Raw genomic sequence first — 21,730 nt, 5'->3', positions numbered from 1 at the left:
TTTTATAAGCTTTAAATTAATTTAATTAATGATGAATCAATTTCTTTATAGAATTTACTGTATCAATAGGATGCTCTAGAGGGAACATATGGCCCCCTTCAACCACAGTAAATGGGATTCCCATTTTTCGCTTTGCCATTTGAGGAAAGCCTCTTTTTAAGAAGTCACTTCCTTTACCCACAACTAAATGCACAGGCATCTTAGGTTTTGGCATAGGCAGCCACCACCAAGAAGGATTTTTACGGAAAATTGCAACTTCATCTTCACGAGAAATCGTTAAAGTTACTCCACCGCGAATCGAATCTTCTTTCAAAGCATAATCAATATAAGCCTGAAAACAATCTTCATCAAAATCTTTATAAAATCCTTTAGGACGAAGTAACTCAGCCGCCTGCTCTCTGGATTCCCAATGTTCACGACGACGTGCAGATAAGCCCGCCGGTGTCATCGCATCAACCAATTTAGGGCGAAATAACTTTGCCATATGAAAAGCAAACGAATATCGCCCTAAAATAAGAGGCGGATCTAACATAATGATTTGAGAAAACAGTTCAGGACGTCGAAAAGATGCCATCAATGTTAAAACCGAACCAAGAGAATGACCTAATCCGATGACTTTACGCCCTTTCGCCTGATGCACAATACTATCAATAACTTGATCAACCAAAGCAGGCCAATGGTTAGTCACAGGATAACGTTTGTCGGGACCAATGAGTGGAACATAAATTACGTCATACTCATCTTTTAATTGATCAAACAATTTTTGATACACCATAGATGGCACACCATTGGCATGCGCAAAGTGTATAACCGGTTTCATTGACATACCGTTATCCTAAAAATACAGATTTATTGTAATTTTGCGCTTTGACTAGTCTGCACCTCTTGAGCAATAGATTCACTTACTCCTTGCCCGATTTGTGCCCCCATACGACCCAAAATGGATTGTAGTGGGTTACGCTCAATTGTGTAGTCAACTTTATTATCAAGGTTTAGTTCACGCATCAAGCTCGTAATATTACCTGAACGGTCAGCAACACCTAATTGAATTGCTTGTTCACCCGTCCAGAATAAACCAGAAAAAATAGCTGGATCATTCGATTTCAAACGCTTTCCACGCCCTTCTTTCACTGCGGTAATAAAGTGAGTATGAACATTATCAAGAACAGATTGAATATGTTGCTTTTGAGCAGGATCAATCGGTTTTGTCATACTTAAAATGTCTTTATTCGTTCCGGCAGTTAAAGTGCGGTCTTCAATACCGAGCTTCTGAGCTAAACCAGTAATACCATAGTTAGGCATGATTACACCAATTGAGCCCACTAAACTTGATGGGTTGACAATAATCTCATCCGCAGCAGAAGCGATATAGTACGCACCCGATGCTCCCATATCACCAATAACGGCATAAACTTTCTTATCAGGGTGCTGTTTTTTTAAATAACGAATTTCCTGCCAGATTTCATCAGACTGAACTGGAGAACCGCCAGGTGAATTAATGTTAAGTGCAACAGCCTTACTATTTGAGGCTTCAAAAGCACGTTTAAGCGCTTTATTCGTATCTTCACTATTTACCGCTTGATTACTCGAAGCATCAATTGTTCCAATAATATCCACCACTGCCAAATGAGCACTACTGCTACTTACAGCAGAGCCTTCTTTGCTGGTTGAACAGCCTTTGCCCATGAGTACAATAATGAATAGTAAATAAATAAAAGTTAATGTTTTAAAGAAGATACCCCAACGACGACTACGGCGTTGCTCTTCTACTGAAGCGAGTACAGCCTTCTCAAGAATTTGCCATTCTGGTCCATTTTGTTTAGGGATTATAGGTTCATTTTGTGGTTTTGGTGGCCAATCGGACATAAAATTCCAATCCAAATCAATCTAAAATGATGTCATTATATACGTTGATTTGATAAAAACTGTCTAAATTATATGATTTCATTTATAATATTTTTATCTTTTTTTACTTGTTGCCTCCTTTTTACCGCGATAGATGACCAAACTAGATGTAAAAAGCATGAACTATTACTTACTCAAAACTTTTAGCCGTCAACCCATTCAATTTGGACGTTTTATTGCCCGTATGTTGGCAGGGTTAGTCAATACTTTAAAAATTACTAGAACATCAAAAAGTATAGAACTTAACTTACAAATTGCTCTTCCCCACTTAACACCACAGCAACGAATAGATATTACACAACAAGCTATTCGTAACGAGTTAACCTCATACTTCGAGTTTTTAAGTATTTGGGGCTCATCAAATAGTAAGAATATTTCACGTATTCACCATATTGAAGGTGAACATTACTTTCATGAAGCACTGGCAGCAAAAAAAGGTGTGGTTTTGATTGTTCCACATTTTGGTACATGGGAAATCATGAATGCTTGGTGTGCTCAGTTCACTTCCATGACTATTTTATACAAGCCTGTAAAAAATGAAGATGCAGACCGTTTTGTTCGAGAAGCACGTAGTCGTGAACAAGCCAACTTGGTACCTACCGATGAGACTGGTGTTCGACAAATTTTTAAAGCACTCAAACAAGGCGAAACCACTGTAATTTTACCCGACCATACACCTAATGTTGGTGGGGATATGATCAATTATTTTGGTGTACCACTTGCCTCAAGTAATTTAAGCGCCAAGCTCATCCAAAAAACAAAAGCCAAAGCATTATTTCTTTATGCGATTCGTAATGAACACGACGGTTTTACGATGCATATTGAACCTATGGATGAGAAGATTTACGAAGGTAGTGCCGATGATGGAACCTTTGTTATTCATCAAGCCATTGAACAACTGATCCAACATTATCCAGAACACTATCACTGGAGTTATAAACGTTTTAAAGCAAATCCCGCTTTAGATAATATTTACAATATTGATCCGAATGAAGCACTTCAAATTGTAGATAGACTTAAAGCAGAAGCTTCACAAACTCCTGTGAAGCCAAATACGCTCGAAACGTCGAGTGTATAAAACCATCTCTTGATTGCGAGATACAAAGCTTAATGTTCCTTGCTCAACTGTGCTTTTAAATGGAATATTAAGCTCTTGTATTCTCGCTAAAACCTCTTTGCTTGGATGACCATAACGATTATTGAAGCCAGCTGAAGCAATAACAAGCTTTGGTTTTAGAGTCGCTAAAAAGTCGTAAGCTGAACTATGCTTACTCCCATGATGTCCTAATACCAAAACATCTACCTTTAAATCAGGATATTCTTTCATGAGTTGATATTCTGCTTCCCACCCTGCATCGCCCATAATTAAATAATTTTGATAGCCATTTATCTGTTTTAAATGAATATAAACCACACAAGAATATTGATTTTGATTTGAAGAAACTAAGTTTAAATCTTTTTCTTTAGGCCAAAGAATTTCAATATCTAATTGTGGATATTGCCATTTTTGACCTTGATGACAATAGGTAAATGGTTCTTTAATTTGCTCTGCCCATAATTCATTTGATATGACTTGTTTAATAGGAAAAGCCTGAGCGATTGAAGGAAATGCTCCGCTATGATCTTGATCAAGATGAGACAGTACGACGTGATCCAGTTGTTTAATTTCCTTTTGACGTAAATATGGAATCACCACATTTTGACCAATACTAAAAGCTTTCTCATCATAAGACCCACCCGTATCGATGAGCCATGTCTGCTGCGTGTGCTGCAAGAATATAGATTGCCCCTGTCCTACATCTATAATATTTAATTGAATTTGCTGGGACGACTTATCTGGAATGATCAAGGGTAAACAGCATATTAGCCCCCAAGATTTGGGTAAAACCCCACACGGTAAAAATAAGATAATAATAACGAAGCTAAGGCACACTAAATCAAGTGGTGTGAGGCTAAAACCTTGTAATGGTAGAGATAACTTTTCTAAAAGATTAAAACATGACAGTACTATACTAATCAGGACGTCATTAATTTGAAAAAGTAAATTTCCGAATGATTTAAAAATAAGCCATACACAAGCTGCAAAAATATTTAAAGGAACAATCACTCCTCCGAGTAAAGGAACTGCAATAATATTTGTAAAAGGAGCAACCCATGAAATCTGTTGAAAGAAAATCAACATTAGAGGACATAAGGCAATAAATATTTTGCCTTGAGATTCAATTAAAATTTTACTGAAAAGAATGATTCTAGATAGCAGACTAGTTGAAATAACATTTGGAGCCTGCTCTATAGTTTGATAAATCCGTAATAAAATAAAGCAAGAACCATAAGACAGCCAAAATCCTGCGGATAAAACACTGAAGGGATCGAAAAGTAAAAGTAGACTTGCACTATAAACCAAGAGTGAAAATGGCTTAACAGGCAGTTTAATTAATACCAAAGAAGCAAATAAAAATACTGAGAGTAAAGTTCTTAAGGCAGGAATTTCAAAACCAACAAATGCCGTATAAATCAAAACACCAAAACATAATGGAATCATGGTCCAAATTTGTTTAGGTTGACGCAAATAAAGCTGCGGATAATAACGTCTTATTAATTGATGTAATACCCAAGATAACATGATGGCAAAAATGAGTACATGAGGCCCTGAAATGGCTAACAAATGAGAGATTCCTAATTCCTTAAATTGATTTTTAATCTCATCATTTAAGAGACTTTCGTCCCCTGTTAACAAAGCTAATAACAGACCTTTATTTTGCAAAGGAGATTGTTTTAACATTAATCTAAATGTTAGGCGCAGCTTTTCTACATTTAACTTTTGTCTGTTAAAGAATTTTTGTTGCTCTTTTAAATGATGTTGATAACCCAACTGATAAATTTCATCAGAGCTTAAAGGCTCAATATGCTGAACACTAAAACCAGACATTATATTTCGTTGAATGAACCACTGTTCTTGGTCAAAAACACCAGCCACTGCGTAACTATGAGCAGGTTTGGTTTTGCCAGAAATTCGATAATAATGACCTAATTTTAATTTTGGCTCATCTATGGCTGAGTTTACTTTTTGATTTTTTAAATATAATAGCCAATTGACGGGATGTAAGGACTGCCCTAATACCTGAACGGGTTGCTGTGTCTTATCTTCTTTTTCTTCACTTATACGGTCGACATACACAATAATATCTAAAGATTTAGGCTGCATTTGTCGCAGTTCTAATCTTTCATTTAAGGCATACTGAGCATATTGATGTCCTATAGTAAAAAAACTAATAGCGCAGACTAAACAGTAAATGGTTTTTAATATGGGGCGATTTAAGAATAAATTTCTCTTAAAAATATAAAAAATAAAGCCGATAACAAGCAAGACTTTACCTAACCACCCATATTGCATTATTAAAGGGATATCTATCCCCATAAATGCAATACCTACAACCCACCCCATTAAAATAAGCTTTAACATTTAAAATCATATCGTTATCTTTTTAGGGGCAAAATTAAAGCCCAACTCAGTGGGCTTTAACAATGTGATTTAATGACAATTTTTAAGAACCACTCACCCAGAGTCCATCTTGCATGTGCAAAATAGAATCAGCAGCCTGAGCTAAATGCTCATCATGGGTCACAATTAACATTGCCATATTGAGTTCTTTCTTAAGATCGGTCAGTAATTCAAAAATACCTAGAGCTGTTTTACGATCTAAATTACCTGTAGGTTCATCAGCCAGAACAACCGCAGGTTTAGTGACTAAAGCACGCGCTAAAGCCACACGTTGGCGCTCACCACCCGAAAGCTCACCTGGCTTATGATCCATACGATGAGATAACCCAACTCGATCAAGTAAATATTCAGCTTGCGCTTTTACCGATTTAAATTGGCTATCTGCACGAAGCATTAAAGGCATCGCCACATTTTCAAGCGCAGAAAACTCAGGTAATAAATGATGAAATTGATAAACAAAACCTAGGTATTGGTTACGCTGAAAACCACGTTCAGCTTCACCTAAATTATCAAAACGTTGACCATTTAAAAATACTTGCCCTTGAGTTGGCTGCTCTAAACCACCTAGCACATGAAGCAAAGTACTTTTACCTGAACCACTCGCACCGACAATAGAAACAAACTGCCCTGCTTCAACTTGTAAAGAAAGACCTTTAATGACTTCAACTTTAGATTTTCCGTCATCAAAATGTTTATATATTTCTTTCGCTTCTAAAACAATTTTACTCATAGCGCAGTGCCTCAGCAGGTTGAACTTTGGCAGCACGAAGTGCCGGATAAATAGTCGCCAAGAAGCTTAAAAGTAAAGAAACAATCACGATAATCGTCACATCTTGCCATCTTAAATAAGAAGGAAGGTAATGTACAAAGTAAGCATCAAATAGATTTAAGCCCAACACATTGTTAAACCATGAAATGATATCGCTAATGGTTAAAGCTAAAATTACACCTAAAACCGTACCTGCAACTGTACCAATCACCCCAATCACGGTACCTTGAACCATAAATATTTTAGTGATCATCGACGGCGAAGCGCCTAATGTACGCAAAATTGCGATATCAGATTTTTTATCAGTCACCACCATGACCAATGATGAAACAATATTAAATGCTGCAACCACAATAATAAGGACAAGCAATAAACCGACTAGAGTTTTTTCCATTTGAATGGCATTAAATAAATTACCATGCGTATAGGTCCAGTTCGTCGCGTAGAAATTGCTTGGTAAACTTTTTACTAAGTCGTCAGCAACTTGCGGCGCTGCAAAAATATCATCTAGTTTTAAACGGACACCTTGGGCACCATCTGGTAAGCGTAATAAGGTTGAAGCATCGTATAGGGCGATATAACCCACCATAGAGTCGACTTCAGCGCCTACACTAAAAATACCAACCACTTTAAAACGCTTGAAACGAGGTACAACACCTGCTGGAGATGGCGTTGCTTCAGGTAAAACCAATGTCACGCTGTCATTTAGACGTAAGCCCAATGAATCAGCCATATCTTTACCAAGCACAATACCAAATTCACCCTTTTTAAGTGAATCTAAACTCCCGGCAACAATATGATTTTGAATAATAGAGACATTCTTTTCATATTTTGGGTCAATACCCGTCACCATAATACCAGCGACTTGCCCTTGCGCAGTTAACATACCTTGCAATTGCGTAAAAGGTGCAACCCCTGTTACATGTGGATGATGTTCAACTCGCTTCACGAGTTCAGGCCAATCCGTGAGGATTTGTGTAGATGAAACTGTTGCTTGCGGCACCATTCCTAACACACGGTTTTTCAATTCGCGATCGAAACCGTTCATGACAGAAAGTACTGTAATCAGCACAGCGACACCTAGTGTCAAACCGACCATCGAAACCAATGCAATAAAAGAAATAAAATGATTACTGCGTCTTGCGCGAGTATATCTCAACCCTATATACAGTGAGATTGGTTTAAACATACCTTCTAAATCCAAGGTCATTGATGGAAAATATAAGATGTTGATGTCAAATTGCACCCACATCTACTATTTGGCCATACCGTTAGATGCTGTATTAAGGTTTAAAAATCAGTAAGTTCTGACTTATCCTTAATAATCCTAATATTATATTGCTGCGCTATTTTCTACTAGTTGAGTTGGGAGATCAATTTGATCGTGCATTTCGCTACGAATTAGAACAATTTAATGAATAAGCTCAACAAATTACCCAAATCTTCTCCTATTTAGACTTCATATGTTGAGCAAAGTTCCGGTTTGCCTGAATGTCTTTATAGAAATATAAAAAGAGTCCAGATAAGATAATGAAAGCGCCAACGAAAACCATAATTGAAAGTTGTTCATGGTTTAAAGCAGCTCCAATTATCATTGCTAACATAGGTGTAATAACTGTCGTTAAAGATAAAGTCGTTGCCTGAATATTTTGTATAAGTTTGAAATAACAGAACATGGCAACGAGTGAAGCCATAAGTACCGTATAAATTAAGGCAAATAAAGATTTGGCTTCCGGCAAATGTGTTGGTGCATATTGCCAAATAAATGGAATAAAACAACTAGCAAAAATAGAAGACACTAAAATAGAGCCTGTTGCCTGAGCCATCGGCTGGATCTGTGCATTAACTTTCTTAACCCAGAAAATTGAAAATGAATAAACAAACACACTGATCAGCATAAGAACAATACCAAACGGGTGTACATGCTGATTCGCACCGCTCAGACAAATAATAGCTAACCCACAGACCGCAATTGCCATACCCAACCATTGCAGCTTATAAAGTTGTTGGCCAAAAGCAAACCGACCAATAAGCCCCGCCATAATCGGTGCTAAGCCAAACATAAGCGCAATCATGCCTGAACTTAAATATTGGGTTGCGGCATAAGTGAAAATTTGAGAACCAATTAAGCTAAAAGATCCAGCAATGTAGCTATGAACTGCTTGTCGATGCGTTGGAAAAGGTGTTCTCAAAATTAGCAATATGATGACAGCCAAAGGCAGTGCAATAAAAAAGCGTAATAACAATGCCCACATCAGATGCAAATCAGACACACTCCAGACAATTGCCAACGGAGTTGTTGCCCAGATAAACACTAACAAGGCATAGGTTAGAGCCAAATTGGTTTGCGATGGCATGCGATGCTCACTTAGCTGTTTTACGTTTTTGCTTTAAAATCGTTTGATCTAATGAACTTGAAAATTCACGTTTATCTCGCTCGGAAATAGGAGGCGGTCCACCAGTTTGCACACCTGCACCACGGAGCGTATCCATGAAATCACGTAGATGTAAACGCGCTTTAACATTCGCCGTTGTATAGACTTCACCACGGGGATGAATAGCAACGCCACCTTTCTCAATCACCTGAGCTGCCAGTGGAATATCCTGCGTAATGACAATGTCATTTTCAACCATACGATCAACTATTTCTTTATCTGCTTGGTCGGCACCACTTAGAACCTGTATTGATTTGATTCGTACTGAAGGCGTAATCCCAACATTTTGATTGGCTACAAAAATGACTTCTAATTGATAACGATCTGATGCACGTAAAATCACTTCACGTAAAATTTTCGGTAAGGCGTCTGCGTCTACCCATAGCTTAAATGGCAGCACGTTATTCTCTATTTCCACTAAAAATATTAGTCTAACAGATGCTTTTCTAAGGTGAGTAAAAATAACCATTAAACTAATTTTTAATTTCAACATTTAAATTTTTTATAAGTTAAACGTACTTTTAACTTATAAATAGAAACGGCGCTTCTTTTTAAATGACTAAATACGCGCTTTTACAAGAGAATTTACATATGGTGACTTGAAAAATAGCAAACACCCTCGATTTAATATAACAAGTAATGTGAACCCAACAGCATCGTGCTTATGAAAAATCAAAACAGTCCAGAAGTTATTAAAGTAAATGACCAAAATTTTGGTAGTCATGGAGAACATTGGAATCTATTGACGTCCCATCCCGAAACAGATGTACCAAAATGGTTAGGACTGGCACTTGATGCACCTGTAATGCCAATGGGTTTGTGTGAGCATGAAGAAGACATGGACCAATCTTTTTGGCTCATTCAAGGTCCACAAGATCAAAAAGTTACGATCAATCAAATTATTGCTGTTGAAAACCAAAAACCTCGTGCGCTTAAAACAGCCTTCCCAAGTTTTGAAAGTCCATATCAATATAATGCGAAAATTGAACGCATCATTACTTGCGACTCTGCTACACAAGCCGTGTTAAGTTTAAGACTAAATAAAAATACAACTGTTTATGCATTTGATAATTTATTTAGTGTTAACTATTGTCAATATGATAAAAATCAAAACTATCAAGTCCAATTTAATGCATGGGCTTATGAATTAGAATCTGTTCCAGCAGGTGAAAAAATCATTGTTGATGACCCCGCTTCTATTAAACATCACCGTGCATTAAATGCAATTTTAACTGAACATAATGGTGTTGCTCCTGAAAACTTACAGGAACTCATTAATGAATGGCAACCAAAAACTCCAGAAGATCAAGAACCTGTAACCGTTGATTTTTCTAAAATGGTCGCCTATTTATATGGTGAAAATCTTGGTCAAGAAGACGAAGCATGGTTCCAAGGTAATATTGTTGGTAAAACTTCTATGACATTTATGGGGGCAGAATATACCCTTTATGATGTCACTTTGGTTTTAGAAGATGATCTTCCTGCCATATTAGTGCGCATTGCGACCAAAAACGATTTGTATAAAAACTTTAATATTGGCGAATATATTCGCGGTAATATCTGGATTCAGGCGACTATTTGTGCTAAAAAGGGTGAAACTAATTGAATTTCACTAATATTTTAATAATTAGGTTATTGAATGAAGATTATACCCGAACAAACTACCAGCCTCATTCAATCCAGTAGCCTGCGCGTAAAGGTCGATACTGGTGCGTTTTGCTTTTTTGTCTTGGGTATGTTCTTAGCTGCCATATTCATGCACCAGTTTGGTTTAGTGCCTTTTTAATTTATAACTTATTCAATAAATAAAGCCCTCATTTGAGGGCTTTATTTATTTGATTTGCTTAACCATTACGCTTTGCAAAATCATCCATAAAGTTGATTAAAGCCTGTACGCCTTCTAATGGTACGGCATTATAAATACTTGCACGCATACCGCCGACAGAACGGTGGCCAGCTAAATTCAACAAGTGATTAGCTTCCGCTTCTTTTAAGAATTGCTTTTCTAAAGCTTCGTCTGCCAAGGTAAACGGTACATTCATAATTGAACGGTTTGGAATTGCGATCGGATTATTGTAGAAATCGCTTGAGTCGATATAACCATATAACAACTGAGCTTTTTCAAGGTTCACTTTATGAATAGCCTCTACCCCACCCTGCTCTAGCAACCATTCAAATACCAAACCAGACAAGTACCATGCGTAAGTCGATGGTGTATTTACCATAGAACCATTTTTGGCTTGGTCGCCATATTTTAAAATACTTGGAATTTCTGGTTTAGCCTGATCAAGTAAGTCATCACGAATAATGACAATTGTTAAACCAGCAGGACCAATATTTTTCTGTGCGCCAGCATAGATTAAACCAAACTTGGTCACATCTAATGGAGCAGATAAAATACTTGATGAATAGTCACAAACAAGTGGTGCTTTTACATCAGGAATTCCTGCGAATTGTAAGCCGCCAATCGTTTCATTATCCGCATAATGTACATATGCTGCATCGTCAGATAAATTCCATTCGCTTTGTTCAGAAATTGCGAACTTGCCATCTACTTTAATGCCAGCTTCTACAACATTAATGTCACCATAACGTTTCGCTTCTTTTAAAGCTTTTTCAGACCAGATACCGGTGTGAATATAATCGGCTTTACTGTTCTTACCTAAAAGGTTTAAAGGGATAGCAGAAAATTGTAATGACGCACCACCTTGTAAAAACAGTACTTTATAGTTTTCTGGAATATTCATTAACTTGCGTAAATCTGCTTCAGCTTTTTCAGCCACCGCAACATAGTCAGCACTACGGTGACTCATTTCCATGATGGATAGACCTTTACCTTGCCAATCCAACAATTCTTGTTGAGCTTTTTCTAAAACGGCAGTAGGTAATGCAGCAGGACCAGCACAGAAATTGTACGCGCGCATGATTTTTCCCTTGTATAAAGTCAAACACAATAAAAATGGCATTTAACCACAGATTGCTTAAGCTTGCAGCAGCTTCTCAAGTAAATATTTCAATGCTGGACTGTATTTAGGTTTATTTTTTCAATTATTGTTGTCGTTATTTCTTTAGTTTTAATGACCAGCTTCCTCATTTAAAAAAATTTTTAAGCAAAAAGATCAACTTGACTTGTGATTATAATTTCACATACCTTGATAGCTATTACAAAAATATTGGCTTAGTAAATTCAATAATTAAAGGAGCTAAAAACCACTATATTTTTATACAAATGTATAATAAACAAGATGATAATTGAATTTAATAACAAGAAATTTAAACTATAAGGGATGCCAAAAATTGTTATTTAAAATGCCAACACATCGATATAGACAGTCTATTTTTCCCTTTTCATTTAAACCAAAACATCTTGCTTTGGCTTTAGGCTTTTTTTTCACTAATCATTTATACGCCGGAAGCTTAAGTTATGCTGAAGCAGAACAACAAGCTTTGAAAAGTTCATATAGTACTCAAGCCAACCAAGCATTACAGCAAGCATCTCAATTAGAAGCTGAAGCAGTAAAGGGCCTCGGATTACCTCGAGTTGATTTAAATGTCAGAGCATATGCTTTTCATAGTGAAACAGATGTACCTCTTGGCTCTTTTAAACAAAAACTTGAGAATGATTTAAGCCAAGGACTAAACGATAAACTTTCACAGTGGAACAATGTCATTCCATCAGATGTGCTGGGACAAGTTCAAGAAGGCGCAAACCAAACCATACATGATGGTATAAATCGCTTTCCCGATTATGCGAATCTAACCATAGAAGATCAGGTCGTACGCCCTTCCATTTCAGTCGTAATGCCTCTCTATACAGGGGGCTTAACTAGCAGCGCTAAAAAAATAGCAAATATACAAGCACAGCGCTCTGAACTTTCAAGCCAACAACAACAAGATATACAGCGATTTGAAGTTGTACAAAGTTACTTTAATGTGCAATTACAGCAGCAACTGGTCGCAAGTAGCTTATTTAACTTTAATGCGATGCAAAAACATTACAGCAATGCCCTAAAGCTGGAACAACAAGGATTTATTAGTAAAGGGCAACGCATGCAATTTGAAGTCGCGCGTAATAATGCGGAACGAACTTTACAAAATACTCAAGCCAACTTAAATGCCAGCCGCTTTAGCCTTAATAATCTTTTACATCAACAAAATAATGTCGATTTAAGTACACCGTTATTTGTAAATAACACTCCCAGCCAGTCTCTAGAATCACTTTTAACCAGTTATTCACAAAAGTCTAGCCTTGTACAAAAAATGCAGATGGATACTCAACTGGCTAACGTAAATATTCAAGCTCAACAAGCCGCAAAAAAACCAAGTTTATTTGCATTTGGTGAATATGCGCTTGATGAAAATGAAAACTGGATTGTCGGTGTAATGGCAAAATACAACCTATTCTCTGGGGTAGATAAAAATAAGAATATTCATGCTGCCGAATTGAAGCGCTACGCTTCTGAGCTCATGACTGAACGAACTAAACAAGAGATTGAAGCACTTTTGAATAAATCATATAACGAGCTTAACTCTGCTCAACAAAGTCATCAGCTCTTACAAAGAAACGTAAATGCTGCTCAAGAAAACCTACGTATCCAAGAACTTTCTTTTCGTGAAGGAATGGGTACAGCAACCCAAGTGATTGATGCGCAAAATGCATTAAGCGCGTTAAAAACTGAAATGGCTTTAAATGCTTATAAATATGTCATGTCACTCGCAACGCTATTGCAAAGTCACGGTTCAATAGATCAATTTAAAGCTTACGTTAATCAACCACATACCGACTATATCCGTTAATAGGAGTATAAAATGAATCAAGACTCAGCTCATTCAGAACAAGATGCTCCTGTTGCGGATACAGCAGAAACAAACCAAGTTCAAAAAGATGAACAAGCTAGCAATCGTCAAGAATCAAGCACAAATAAAAGTGACTCCAAACCACCTAAAAATTCAAAAATCAAACTGATCATTGGTGTAATCATTATTGCCATATTGGGTTTAATTATTTTTGGTTTGTGGAAAAGTTATCAGCCAAAGCCTATTGAACTACAAGGCCGAGTTGAAGCCGAAACTATTCACGTAAGCACAAAAGTTCCGAGTCGTATTGAAGAAATTTATGTACAAGAAGGCCAGAAAATTTCCAAAGGTCAGCCCCTTGTTCGTTTGGTTAGCCCGGAAATAGAAGCTAAAAAGCAACAAGCCTTGGCTACCTTACAATCGGCTTTAGCATTTCAATCTACGGTAGACCGCGGTTCGCAACAAGAAAATATCGATACTCTCTATGCCAACTGGCAAAGCACAAAAGCACAAGCAAACCTTGCAAAAACCACTTACCAACGTGGTGAAAATTTATATAGACAAGGTGTCATTTCGCGTCAAAGACGAGATGAAATGCTTGCAGCTCAAACTTCTGCTCAAGAATTAAGTGAGGCCTCTTATCAACAATATGCTCGTGCAAAACGTGGAAGTACTAGCCAGCAAAAATCTACAGCAGATGCACAAGTTGAAATTGCAAAAGCAGCGGTAAGCGAAGCAAAAGCACTGGAAGCAGAGACACGTTTACTCTCACCTATTTCAGGTACGGTTTCAAAAACTTATGGTAAGCCTTCTGAGTTAGTCGCTATGGGCGTGCCTGTTGTTAGCATTTTAGAAGATGATGATTTATGGGTGAGTTTAAACGTCGGTGAAAATCAATATGCATCCGTTTATAAAAATAAAACCCTTGAAGGATTCATACCTGCTCTTAATCAGAACGTGAATTTTAAAATCAAGAATATTGATGCGGAAGGTGAATTTGCCACTATAAAAACGACTCGCCAAACTGGGGGCTATGATATTCGTAGCTTTAAATTACATCTGGTGCCTGAACGTCCTGTCAAAGATTTAAAGGTTGGCATGAGCGTTCTATTTAAAATTAAAGAAGAAAAATAAAGCATGTTTGCCAGTATATTACGGGAACTAAACTATCTAAAAAGCAATAAATGGGATTTGTGTATGGTGACACTTATCCCTGCTTTTATCATTTTCATGTTTAGCAGCATGTTTTACACAGGTAAAGCTGAACACTTACCAATTGCGATTATTGATCAAGACCAAAGTGAACTTAGCCGTAATATTGAAAAGTATCTTTCGTTGAATCATACGGTAGATATTAAAACAATTACGGCAAGCTCCACAGAAGCGGAACAACTACTCAATGAAACCAAAATATGGGGCTATGTTTTCATTCCAGACGGGGCTGAAAAACGCTTTGTGAAAGCGCAAGATGCTCAAATCAGCATTGCATTTAACCAGTCTTTTTTTAGTGTCGGAAATACGATTTCTTCAGCAATGCTGGTCAGTACTCTCAATGCTTTAGCAGACTATGCTGGTCAAAGTTATCTTGTAAATAGTATTCCCTATTTAGATGTTCCTACAGCTCATGTAAAAATCTCAACGCTTTATAATCCAAGTATGAGCTATGAGTTTTATTTAGAACCTTTCATGGTTCCTGCTGTATTGCACTTATTGTTATGTTGCTGTGTTGCCTTTGCTATTGGACAAGAACTGAAACGTGGCACGTTAACAACATGGGTAAACCGAGAAAGTTTTATACAAGGTTTATTGGCTAAAAATTTGCTTTATAGCCTTATATTTTGTGCATGGACATGGCTATGGATGTTTTGGCTAGTCGAAATTCGTGGCTGGTTCGTAGCGGGTTCTCTTAGTTTATTGCTATGCGCACAGTTCCTACTTTATTTTGCCTATGCTTTGATTAGCAGCACAGTTATTTTAGCAACCAAAAATTTAAGCAAAACTTTTGGCTTTATCGCTGTCTATGGTGGGTCATCTTTAAGTTTCGCAGGCGTTACGCTACCTTTAAATAATGCACCGATTTTCACCAAATTTTGGTCACTCATTATTCCGTATACCCCTTATGCCAAGCTTCAAACCGAACAATGGGTGATCGGCAGTCCAATTTTCATTTCAATGATTCCTTTTTTAATACTCATCGGTTATTGCCTGATTTACTTCTTTTTAAGTTGTCTATTGCTTAAAAAATTAGTTCGAGGGGTAACACAATGAAAGAGTTTTTAAATGCATATTTGCAAACTTTTAAAGATATTGTAGGGAATAGTTCAGTTTTCACAACTCTGATTTTATCGGTCATTCTTTATAGTTTTTTTTACCCGACCGCCTATAAAGCTGAGCGTGCAGAATCTATTCCTATTGTGATTGTTGATGAAGAACAAAGCCTCTTAACTTCTCAATTGATTGGCCAAAGTGCAAATAGTCCCCATGTTCATATTGTTACTGTTACCAGCAATTTCTTACAAGCAGAACAAATGGTCCGTGAACAAAAAGCAGATGGTATTTTGCTTTTACCCAATAACTTAACACAGAGCCTACGCCGCGGAGAAACAGGCGGAATTGGCTTATATTTAAGTACTACCAACTTTTTAAAAACTAAAGAAATTGGTTTAGGCTTAGCTACATCCATCGAAGCGACCTTAAAAGAATATATTGAAAAATTTGGAGAGCGCACTCATTTCCAACCCGCACTTTCTATTCATCAGGTTCCTTTATTTAACCCCCTTTCAGGCTATGGAAGTTATATTTTTCCGGCTGTTGCCTCTTTAATTATCCATCAAACCATTGTGTTAGGTTTAGCGATGCTGATTGCAAGCTACCGTGAACAACACCAAAAAATTACAGCTATTCGCTTCGCTGGAATTTTTGCCAGCCTGTTTACTATTGGTTGTTTAAGCAGTTTTTATCTTTTTGGTTTTACCTTGTGGTTCAATGACTATCCACACGGTGGAAATTTTATAGGTCTCCTCATTGCCGTTCCAATTTTTATTAGTTGTATTATTGGACTAGGCATGTTGATCGGTTCACTTTTAGATATGCCGGAACGTGCCGGACATATTATTGTATTTAGCTCAGTACCTTTATTCTTATTAACCGGAGCTGCTTGGCCTCATCAAGCCATGCCTGAATGGCTACAATGGTTTGCGTGGTGTTTACCCTCAACACATGCGGTACAAATGTTTGTGCAACTTAATCAGATGGGTGTTCCACTAGCCACGGTTGTACCAAAACTGATTTTTCTTGGAACCCTTGGATTAATATTGGTGAGTTTATCTTATTATCGGCTTGTTAAAAAATCTTCTTCATAAAATAAAAAAGGAAGCTTATGCTTCCTTTTTTATTAAAGTTTTACTTACTCTTCAGAAGCATCTTCATTATTTGATACAACTTCTTCGCTATCAGTTTCAGTAGTATCTACTTCGCCTTCGAGAAACTCTTCTTCATCTTCGACAGCTTCAATAGACACAACGCCCACTAGAGTTTCTTCTTCGCTTAAGCGAATTAGACGTACACCTTGTGCATTACGACCAGTCATTGCAACCTCTGCTGCACGTGTACGAACTAATGTACCGCCATCAGAAATAAGTAACAATTCTTTGGTTTCGTCAATAGACACTGCACCAACAAGCTCACCATTACGTTCGCTTGTCTTAATCGCAATTACACCCTTACCGCCACGTTTCTTGGTCGGGAAGTCATTTACTGGTGTACGCTTACCGTAACCGTTGGCACTTGCACACAGCACTTCACCTGTTTCAGGTACAACTACAAGCGATACGATACGGCTTACTAAATTTGAATCTGCTGAATCGTCATTGTCATCTGATTCATCATTTTCAACATCTGCATCTTCTTCACTTAAAGTACTGCTTGCAAAGCTCACGCGCATACCACGAACACCTTTCGCAGTACGACCCATTGCACGTACGTCAGTCTCAGCAAAACGGATTGCCTTACCTTCGTTCGAGAACAACATGATTTGCTGATTACCATCAGTAATCGCAACACCAATTAAGGTATCTTCTTCATTGAGTTCAATTGCGCGTAAACCATTTGAACGGATATTAGCGAATTGCTCTAAATCAACACGTTTAACCGTACCTGATGCTGTCGCCATAAATACGTAATGGTTTTCTGGGAACTCAGTCAACGGCAAGATAGCTGTTACTGTTTCATTCGCATCTAAAGGTAACAAGTTCACAATCGGACGACCTTTGGCACCACGTGATGCTTGAGGCACTTCAAACACACGAAGACGATATACTTTACCTACGTTGGTAAAGCACAGCACAGTCGCATGGTTTGAAGCTACAATGAGATGTTGAATAAAGTCATCATCTTTCATTGAAGTTGCAGACTTACCACGTCCACCACGGCGCTGAGCCTGATAATCTGAAAGTGGTTGAGTTTTTGCATAACCTGTTTGTGAAACCGTTAATACAACTTGCTCTTCAGGAATTAAATCTTCACGGCTAAAATCAATACGTGATTCAATAATTTCAGTGCGACGTCCATCACCATACTGTTGTAGTACTAGTGCCAACTCTTCGCGAATTACAGCCATCAATAAATTGAAATCATTCAAAATCGCAGTAAGTTCAGCGATTTGACCTAAGATCTCAGTATATTCTGCATGTAATTTGTCTTGTTCAAGACCTGTTAAACGGTGTAAGCGTAATTCTAAAATTGCGCCTACTTGTGTTGGTGATAAACGGTAAATCGATTCAGTTAGACCAAATGGACGATTTGGATCTTCACCTTCGATTTCATCTGGACGAACAGAAATTGCGCCAGCTTTTTCAAGCAATGAAACGACACCACCACCTGCCCACTCACCTGCAAGTAAACGCTCACGCGCTTCAGCAGGGTTAGCAGAAGTTTTAATCGTCTCGATAATTTCATCGATATTGGCTAAAGCAACTGTTAAGCCTTCTAAGATATGACCACGTTCACGTGCTTTACGCAGTTCGAACATGGTACGACGTGTCACAACTTCTTGGCGGTGACGGATAAATGCCGCAATAATATCTTTCAGATTCATCAATTTTGGTTGTCCGTTATCAAGACAAACCATGTTGATGCTGAATGAGTTCTCAAGTTGGGTATTTAAGAATAAGTTATTTACAACGACTTCAGCGTTTTCACCGCGTTTTAAGTCAATTGCAATACGCATACCTTCTTTGTCAGACTCATCACGAAGTTCTGAAATACCTTCAAGTTTTTTCTCTTTCACTAACTCGGCAATACGTTCAATAACTCTTGCTTTGTTTACTTGATATGGAATTTCAGTAAAGACGATAGTTGTACGGCCTGTCTTTTCATCTTCTTCGAAATGGTACTTACCACGAATATGTAAGCGGCCTTTACCTGTACGGTAGGCATCAACAATACCTGATTTACCGTAAATAATACCGCCTGTAGGAAAGTCAGGACCCGTAATGTATTCCATCAATCCTTCAATCGAGATATTCGGATTGTCAGCATAGGCTAAGCACGCATTCACAACTTCTGTCATGTTATGCGGTGCCATGTTGGTTGCCATACCTACGGCAATACCAGCAGCGCCATTAATTAACAAGTTAGGAACACGTGTCGGAAGTACTTCAGGAATACGCTCAGATCCGTCGTAGTTATCTTCCCAGTCAACCGTGTCTTTTTCTAGATCTGCAAGAAGCTCGTGTGCAAGCTTGGTCATACGGACTTCGGTATAACGCATCGCAGCTGCGCTATCACCATCAATCGAACCGAAGTTACCCTGACCATCTACCAATAAATAACGTAAGCTAAAGTCCTGAGCCATACGTACAATGGTTTCATAAACAGCTGAGTCACCATGAGGGTGATATTTACCGATTACGTCCCCAACAACACGCGCAGATTTCTTGTAGGCTTTGTTATAGTCATTGCCCAATTCGTGCATGGCATAAAGCACACGACGGTGAACAGGTTTAAGACCGTCTCTCACATCCGGCAATGCACGAGATACGATTACACTCATCGCGTAATCTAAATATGAATGCTTGAGTTCGTCCTCAATGGCAATCGGTCGGATTTCCGATACGCTCATGCATACTCCTTCTTACAGATAGAAATTTCCATCTGCTTATATGTCTTGATCTTGCAAAAAATTTAGTTCCGGAAACTGAACTAAAATCGAAAAAAATATAGCTGTATACTATAGCATAAAAGCACTTTGTAATGTGCGGAATCTACACCGCTAATCTGGTGATATTTGTATAATTTAATTGCATATTATTCTTATCACATCGCTATAACGAGCACGTTCTATTCTTAATAAAACTATGTGATTTTTATTCTATAAAAATCAAACCTCAAATGAGATAAAAGTCTCAGTTATATATTTCAGGACATTATCCATAATAAAAAAACCCCTAGTAAAAACTAAGGGTTTTTTAGCTTTAATCGGTAAAGATTAAAGTTTAGATACCAATTCAGGTACTACAGTGTTCAAATCACCAACTAACCAGTAGTCAGCAACACTGTTGATTGGCGCTTCTTCGTCTTTGTTGATTGCAACAATAACTTTAGAATCTTTCATACCAGCTAAATGCTGGATCGCACCAGAAATACCTACAGCAACATAAAGCTCAGGCGCAACGATTTTACCAGTTTGACCAACTTGGAAATCGTTAGGTACAAAGCCTGCATCAACTGCTGCACGTGAAGCACCTTGTGCTGCACCAAGCTTGTCAGCTAATGGATCAAGTACTTTATGGTAGTTCTCACCAGAACCTACACCACGACCACCAGAAACTACGATGCGAGCCGCAGTTAATTCTGGACGATCAAGCTTAACGATTTCTTCAGATACGAAGTGAGAAATACCCGCATCTTTTACTTCGCCAACTGTTTCAACAGCAGCTGAACCGCCTTCCGCAGCAACTGGATCAAATGCTGTACCACGAACAGTACCCACAATGATTGCTTCGTCAGATTGAACAGTTGCAATCGCGTTACCAGCGTAGATAGGACGCTTGAATGTGTTCGCAGATTCAACAGAAATAATATCTGTGATCATGCTTACATCAAGAAGAGCAGCAACACGTGGAAGAATGTTCTTACCAGTTGTTGTAGAAGCAGCTAAAACGTATTTGTAACCTTTAGCCAAGTCAGCAACTAAGCCAGCTACGTTTTCAGCTAATTGGTTTGCATAAGCAGCGTTGTCAGCAAGTAAAACTTTGCTTACACCAGCAACTTTAGCAGCAGCATCAGCAACTGCTTGAGCACCAGAACCAGCAACTAATACAGTAATATCACCACCGATTTTTTGTGCTGCAGCAACAACGTTTAAAGTAGCACCGTTAAGTACTTGGTTGTTGTGGTCAGCGATAACTAAAATACTCATGATTTTATCCTTCCGTATTAGATCACTTTCGCTTCATTTTTCAATTTTTCAACAAGCTCATCTACAGATTTCACTTGTACGCCAGCTTTACGTTCTGCTGGAGCTTCAACTTTAACAGTTTTAAGCTTAGTACCAGCTGTAACGCCATAATCCGCAGGAGATTTTGTATCAAGTGGCTTCTTACGAGCTTTCATGATGTTAGGCAATGCTGCATAACGTGGCTCGTTCAAACGCAAGTCAGTCGTGATGATTGCAGGAAGTGTAAGTTCAACAGTTTGTAAACCACCGTCAACTTCACGAGTCACTTGTACTTTACCGCCATCAACTTTCACTTCAGAAGCGAATGTACCTTGACCAGCACCTAATAATGCACCAAGCATTTGACCTACTTGGTTAGAGTCATCATCAATTGCTTGTTTACCAAGAAGGATAAGTTCTGGTTTTTCAGCTTCAACAACACCTTTTAAAATTTTAGCAACTTCTAAAGCGCCAATTTCATCAGTAGTTTCAACCAAAATACCACGGTCTGCGCCTAGAGCCATTGCAGAACGGATTTGTTCTTGAGCTTCTTTAGGACCAACAGAAACAACAACGATTTCTGATACTGTTCCTTTTTCTTTTAAGCGAACCGCTTCTTCCACTGCGATTTCACAAAATGGGTTAATTGACATTTTTACGTTGGTAAGGTCAACCCCACTATTGTCCGGCTTAACACGAACTTTAACGTTGGCATCAACCACGCGTTTTACAGCAACAAGAGCCTTCATGTAATCCTCGGCTGTTCTAGCAAAAGTAAATGTTGAGAAAAGTATATTAACTCTTCAATTAAAATTTTTTAGGTACCCTATCTTGCAATGTGTTTGGCATTTCGGTCAAGTCACAATTTTCTGGAACAGCACAAA

Annotated in this window: 17 protein-coding genes and 1 pseudogene; 7 read left to right on the top strand and 11 right to left on the bottom strand. The window is 38.0% G+C overall.

The features are described from left to right. Positions 1-25: 25 nt before the first annotated feature. Together H7R46_RS04555 and sppA are read right to left on the bottom strand one after the other, a co-directional pair. A complete protein-coding gene (locus tag H7R46_RS04555) occupies positions 26-826 on the bottom strand; it encodes an alpha/beta fold hydrolase (protein ID WP_005067745.1) in 801 nt (266 codons plus the stop codon). 23 nt (positions 827-849) lie between these two features. After that, entirely contained in the window at positions 850-1,866 is a 1,017-nt protein-coding gene (gene sppA, locus H7R46_RS04550) for a signal peptide peptidase SppA (protein ID WP_005067744.1), read from the bottom strand. 133 nt (positions 1,867-1,999) lie between these two features. Between sppA and H7R46_RS04545 the strand changes: the two genes are divergently transcribed. After that, positions 2,000-2,983, top strand: coding sequence for a lysophospholipid acyltransferase family protein (locus tag H7R46_RS04545; RefSeq protein WP_005067743.1), 984 nt, complete (start codon positions 2,000-2,002; stop codon positions 2,981-2,983). On the opposite strand, the gene H7R46_RS04540 is transcribed toward H7R46_RS04545, so the two are convergent. The 3 genes from H7R46_RS04540 to H7R46_RS04530 all read right to left on the bottom strand — a co-directional run bounded on the left by H7R46_RS04540 (position 2,936) and on the right by H7R46_RS04530 (position 7,365). Then, positions 2,936-5,368, bottom strand: a complete 2,433-nt coding sequence (locus H7R46_RS04540; RefSeq protein ID WP_005067740.1) for a DNA internalization-related competence protein ComEC/Rec2 — start codon at positions 5,366-5,368, stop codon at positions 2,936-2,938. The genes H7R46_RS04545 and H7R46_RS04540 overlap by 48 nt on opposite strands. An 82-nt stretch (positions 5,369-5,450) precedes the next feature. Further along, positions 5,451-6,137: a lipoprotein-releasing ABC transporter ATP-binding protein LolD gene (gene lolD / locus H7R46_RS04535; protein ID WP_002118798.1), complete on the bottom strand. Its 687-nt coding sequence runs from the start codon at positions 6,135-6,137 to the stop codon at positions 5,451-5,453. Continuing rightward, positions 6,130-7,365: a lipoprotein-releasing ABC transporter permease subunit gene (locus H7R46_RS04530; RefSeq protein WP_004790618.1), complete on the bottom strand. Its 1,236-nt coding sequence runs from the start codon at positions 7,363-7,365 to the stop codon at positions 6,130-6,132. The genes lolD and H7R46_RS04530 overlap by 8 nt, the downstream gene beginning before the upstream one ends. 128 nt (positions 7,366-7,493) lie before the next feature. On the opposite strand from H7R46_RS04530, the pseudogene H7R46_RS19485 reads away from it, so the two are divergent. Continuing rightward, positions 7,494-7,595: pseudogene (locus H7R46_RS19485) on the top strand (PilZ domain-containing protein); the annotation flags it as partial. 29 nt (positions 7,596-7,624) lie between these two features. On the opposite strand, the gene H7R46_RS04525 reads toward H7R46_RS19485, so the two are convergent. Both H7R46_RS04525 and H7R46_RS04520 read right to left on the bottom strand, forming a co-directional pair. Then, positions 7,625-8,533 carry a DMT family transporter gene (locus tag H7R46_RS04525; RefSeq protein ID WP_005067734.1) on the bottom strand — a complete coding sequence of 303 codons (909 nt, stop codon included), beginning with the start codon at positions 8,531-8,533 and terminating at the stop codon, positions 7,625-7,627. Positions 8,534-8,540: 7 nt separating this feature from the next. Further along, positions 8,541-9,029, bottom strand: a complete 489-nt coding sequence (locus tag H7R46_RS04520; RefSeq protein ID WP_078210287.1) for a YaiI/YqxD family protein — start codon at positions 9,027-9,029, stop codon at positions 8,541-8,543. A gap of 246 nt (positions 9,030-9,275) precedes the next feature. Between H7R46_RS04520 and H7R46_RS04515 the strand changes: the two genes are divergently transcribed. Next, positions 9,276-10,217, top strand: a complete 942-nt coding sequence (locus H7R46_RS04515; RefSeq protein ID WP_005067729.1) for a hypothetical protein — start codon at positions 9,276-9,278, stop codon at positions 10,215-10,217. Positions 10,218-10,455: 238 nt separating this feature from the next. Here H7R46_RS04515 and serC read toward each other — a convergent pair whose 3' ends face one another. Then, positions 10,456-11,535 (bottom strand): 3-phosphoserine/phosphohydroxythreonine transaminase, encoded by a 1,080-nt coding sequence (gene serC, locus H7R46_RS04510; RefSeq protein ID WP_005067728.1) that lies wholly within the window; start codon positions 11,533-11,535, stop codon positions 10,456-10,458. Between the two features lie 385 nt (positions 11,536-11,920). On the opposite strand from serC, the gene H7R46_RS04505 reads away from it, so the two are divergent. The 4 genes from H7R46_RS04505 to H7R46_RS04490 are packed head-to-tail and all read left to right on the top strand — an operon-like array spanning position 11,921 to position 16,770. Next, positions 11,921-13,408, top strand: coding sequence for a TolC family protein (locus tag H7R46_RS04505; protein WP_005067726.1), 1,488 nt, complete (start codon positions 11,921-11,923; stop codon positions 13,406-13,408). Between the two features lie 12 nt (positions 13,409-13,420). Beyond that, the gene (locus tag H7R46_RS04500) at positions 13,421-14,542 is read left to right on the top strand and encodes an HlyD family secretion protein (RefSeq protein WP_005067723.1); all 1,122 of its coding nucleotides are present in this window, start codon (positions 13,421-13,423) and stop codon (positions 14,540-14,542) included. Between the two features lie 3 nt (positions 14,543-14,545). Further along, entirely contained in the window at positions 14,546-15,676 is a 1,131-nt protein-coding gene (locus tag H7R46_RS04495) for an ABC transporter permease (protein WP_182924244.1), read from the top strand. Further along, positions 15,673-16,770, top strand: a complete 1,098-nt coding sequence (locus H7R46_RS04490; RefSeq protein WP_005067719.1) for an ABC transporter permease — start codon at positions 15,673-15,675, stop codon at positions 16,768-16,770. The genes H7R46_RS04495 and H7R46_RS04490 overlap by 4 nt, the downstream gene beginning before the upstream one ends. Positions 16,771-16,814: 44 nt before the next feature. Here H7R46_RS04490 and gyrA read toward each other — a convergent pair whose 3' ends face one another. The 3 genes from gyrA to H7R46_RS04475 all read right to left on the bottom strand — a co-directional run bounded on the left by gyrA (position 16,815) and on the right by H7R46_RS04475 (position 21,595). Beyond that, positions 16,815-19,529 (bottom strand): DNA gyrase subunit A, encoded by a 2,715-nt coding sequence (gene gyrA, locus H7R46_RS04485; protein ID WP_032012328.1) that lies wholly within the window; start codon positions 19,527-19,529, stop codon positions 16,815-16,817. A 366-nt stretch (positions 19,530-19,895) separates the two neighbouring features. Next, on the bottom strand, positions 19,896-20,828 hold the full coding sequence (locus tag H7R46_RS04480) for an electron transfer flavoprotein subunit alpha/FixB family protein (protein WP_002118921.1): 933 nt from the start codon (positions 20,826-20,828) through the stop codon (positions 19,896-19,898). A 17-nt stretch (positions 20,829-20,845) separates the two neighbouring features. Then, entirely contained in the window at positions 20,846-21,595 is a 750-nt protein-coding gene (locus tag H7R46_RS04475; RefSeq protein ID WP_002118903.1) for an electron transfer flavoprotein subunit beta/FixA family protein, read from the bottom strand. Between the last annotated feature and the right edge of the window lie 135 nt (positions 21,596-21,730).

The organism is Acinetobacter sp. BEC1-S18-ESBL-01 (assembly GCF_014169935.1).
Taxonomy (GTDB): Bacteria; Pseudomonadota; Gammaproteobacteria; order Pseudomonadales; family Moraxellaceae; genus Acinetobacter; species Acinetobacter pittii.
Note: the sequence above shows the minus strand (reverse complement) of the source record. Positions and strands in the feature narration are given on the sequence as shown.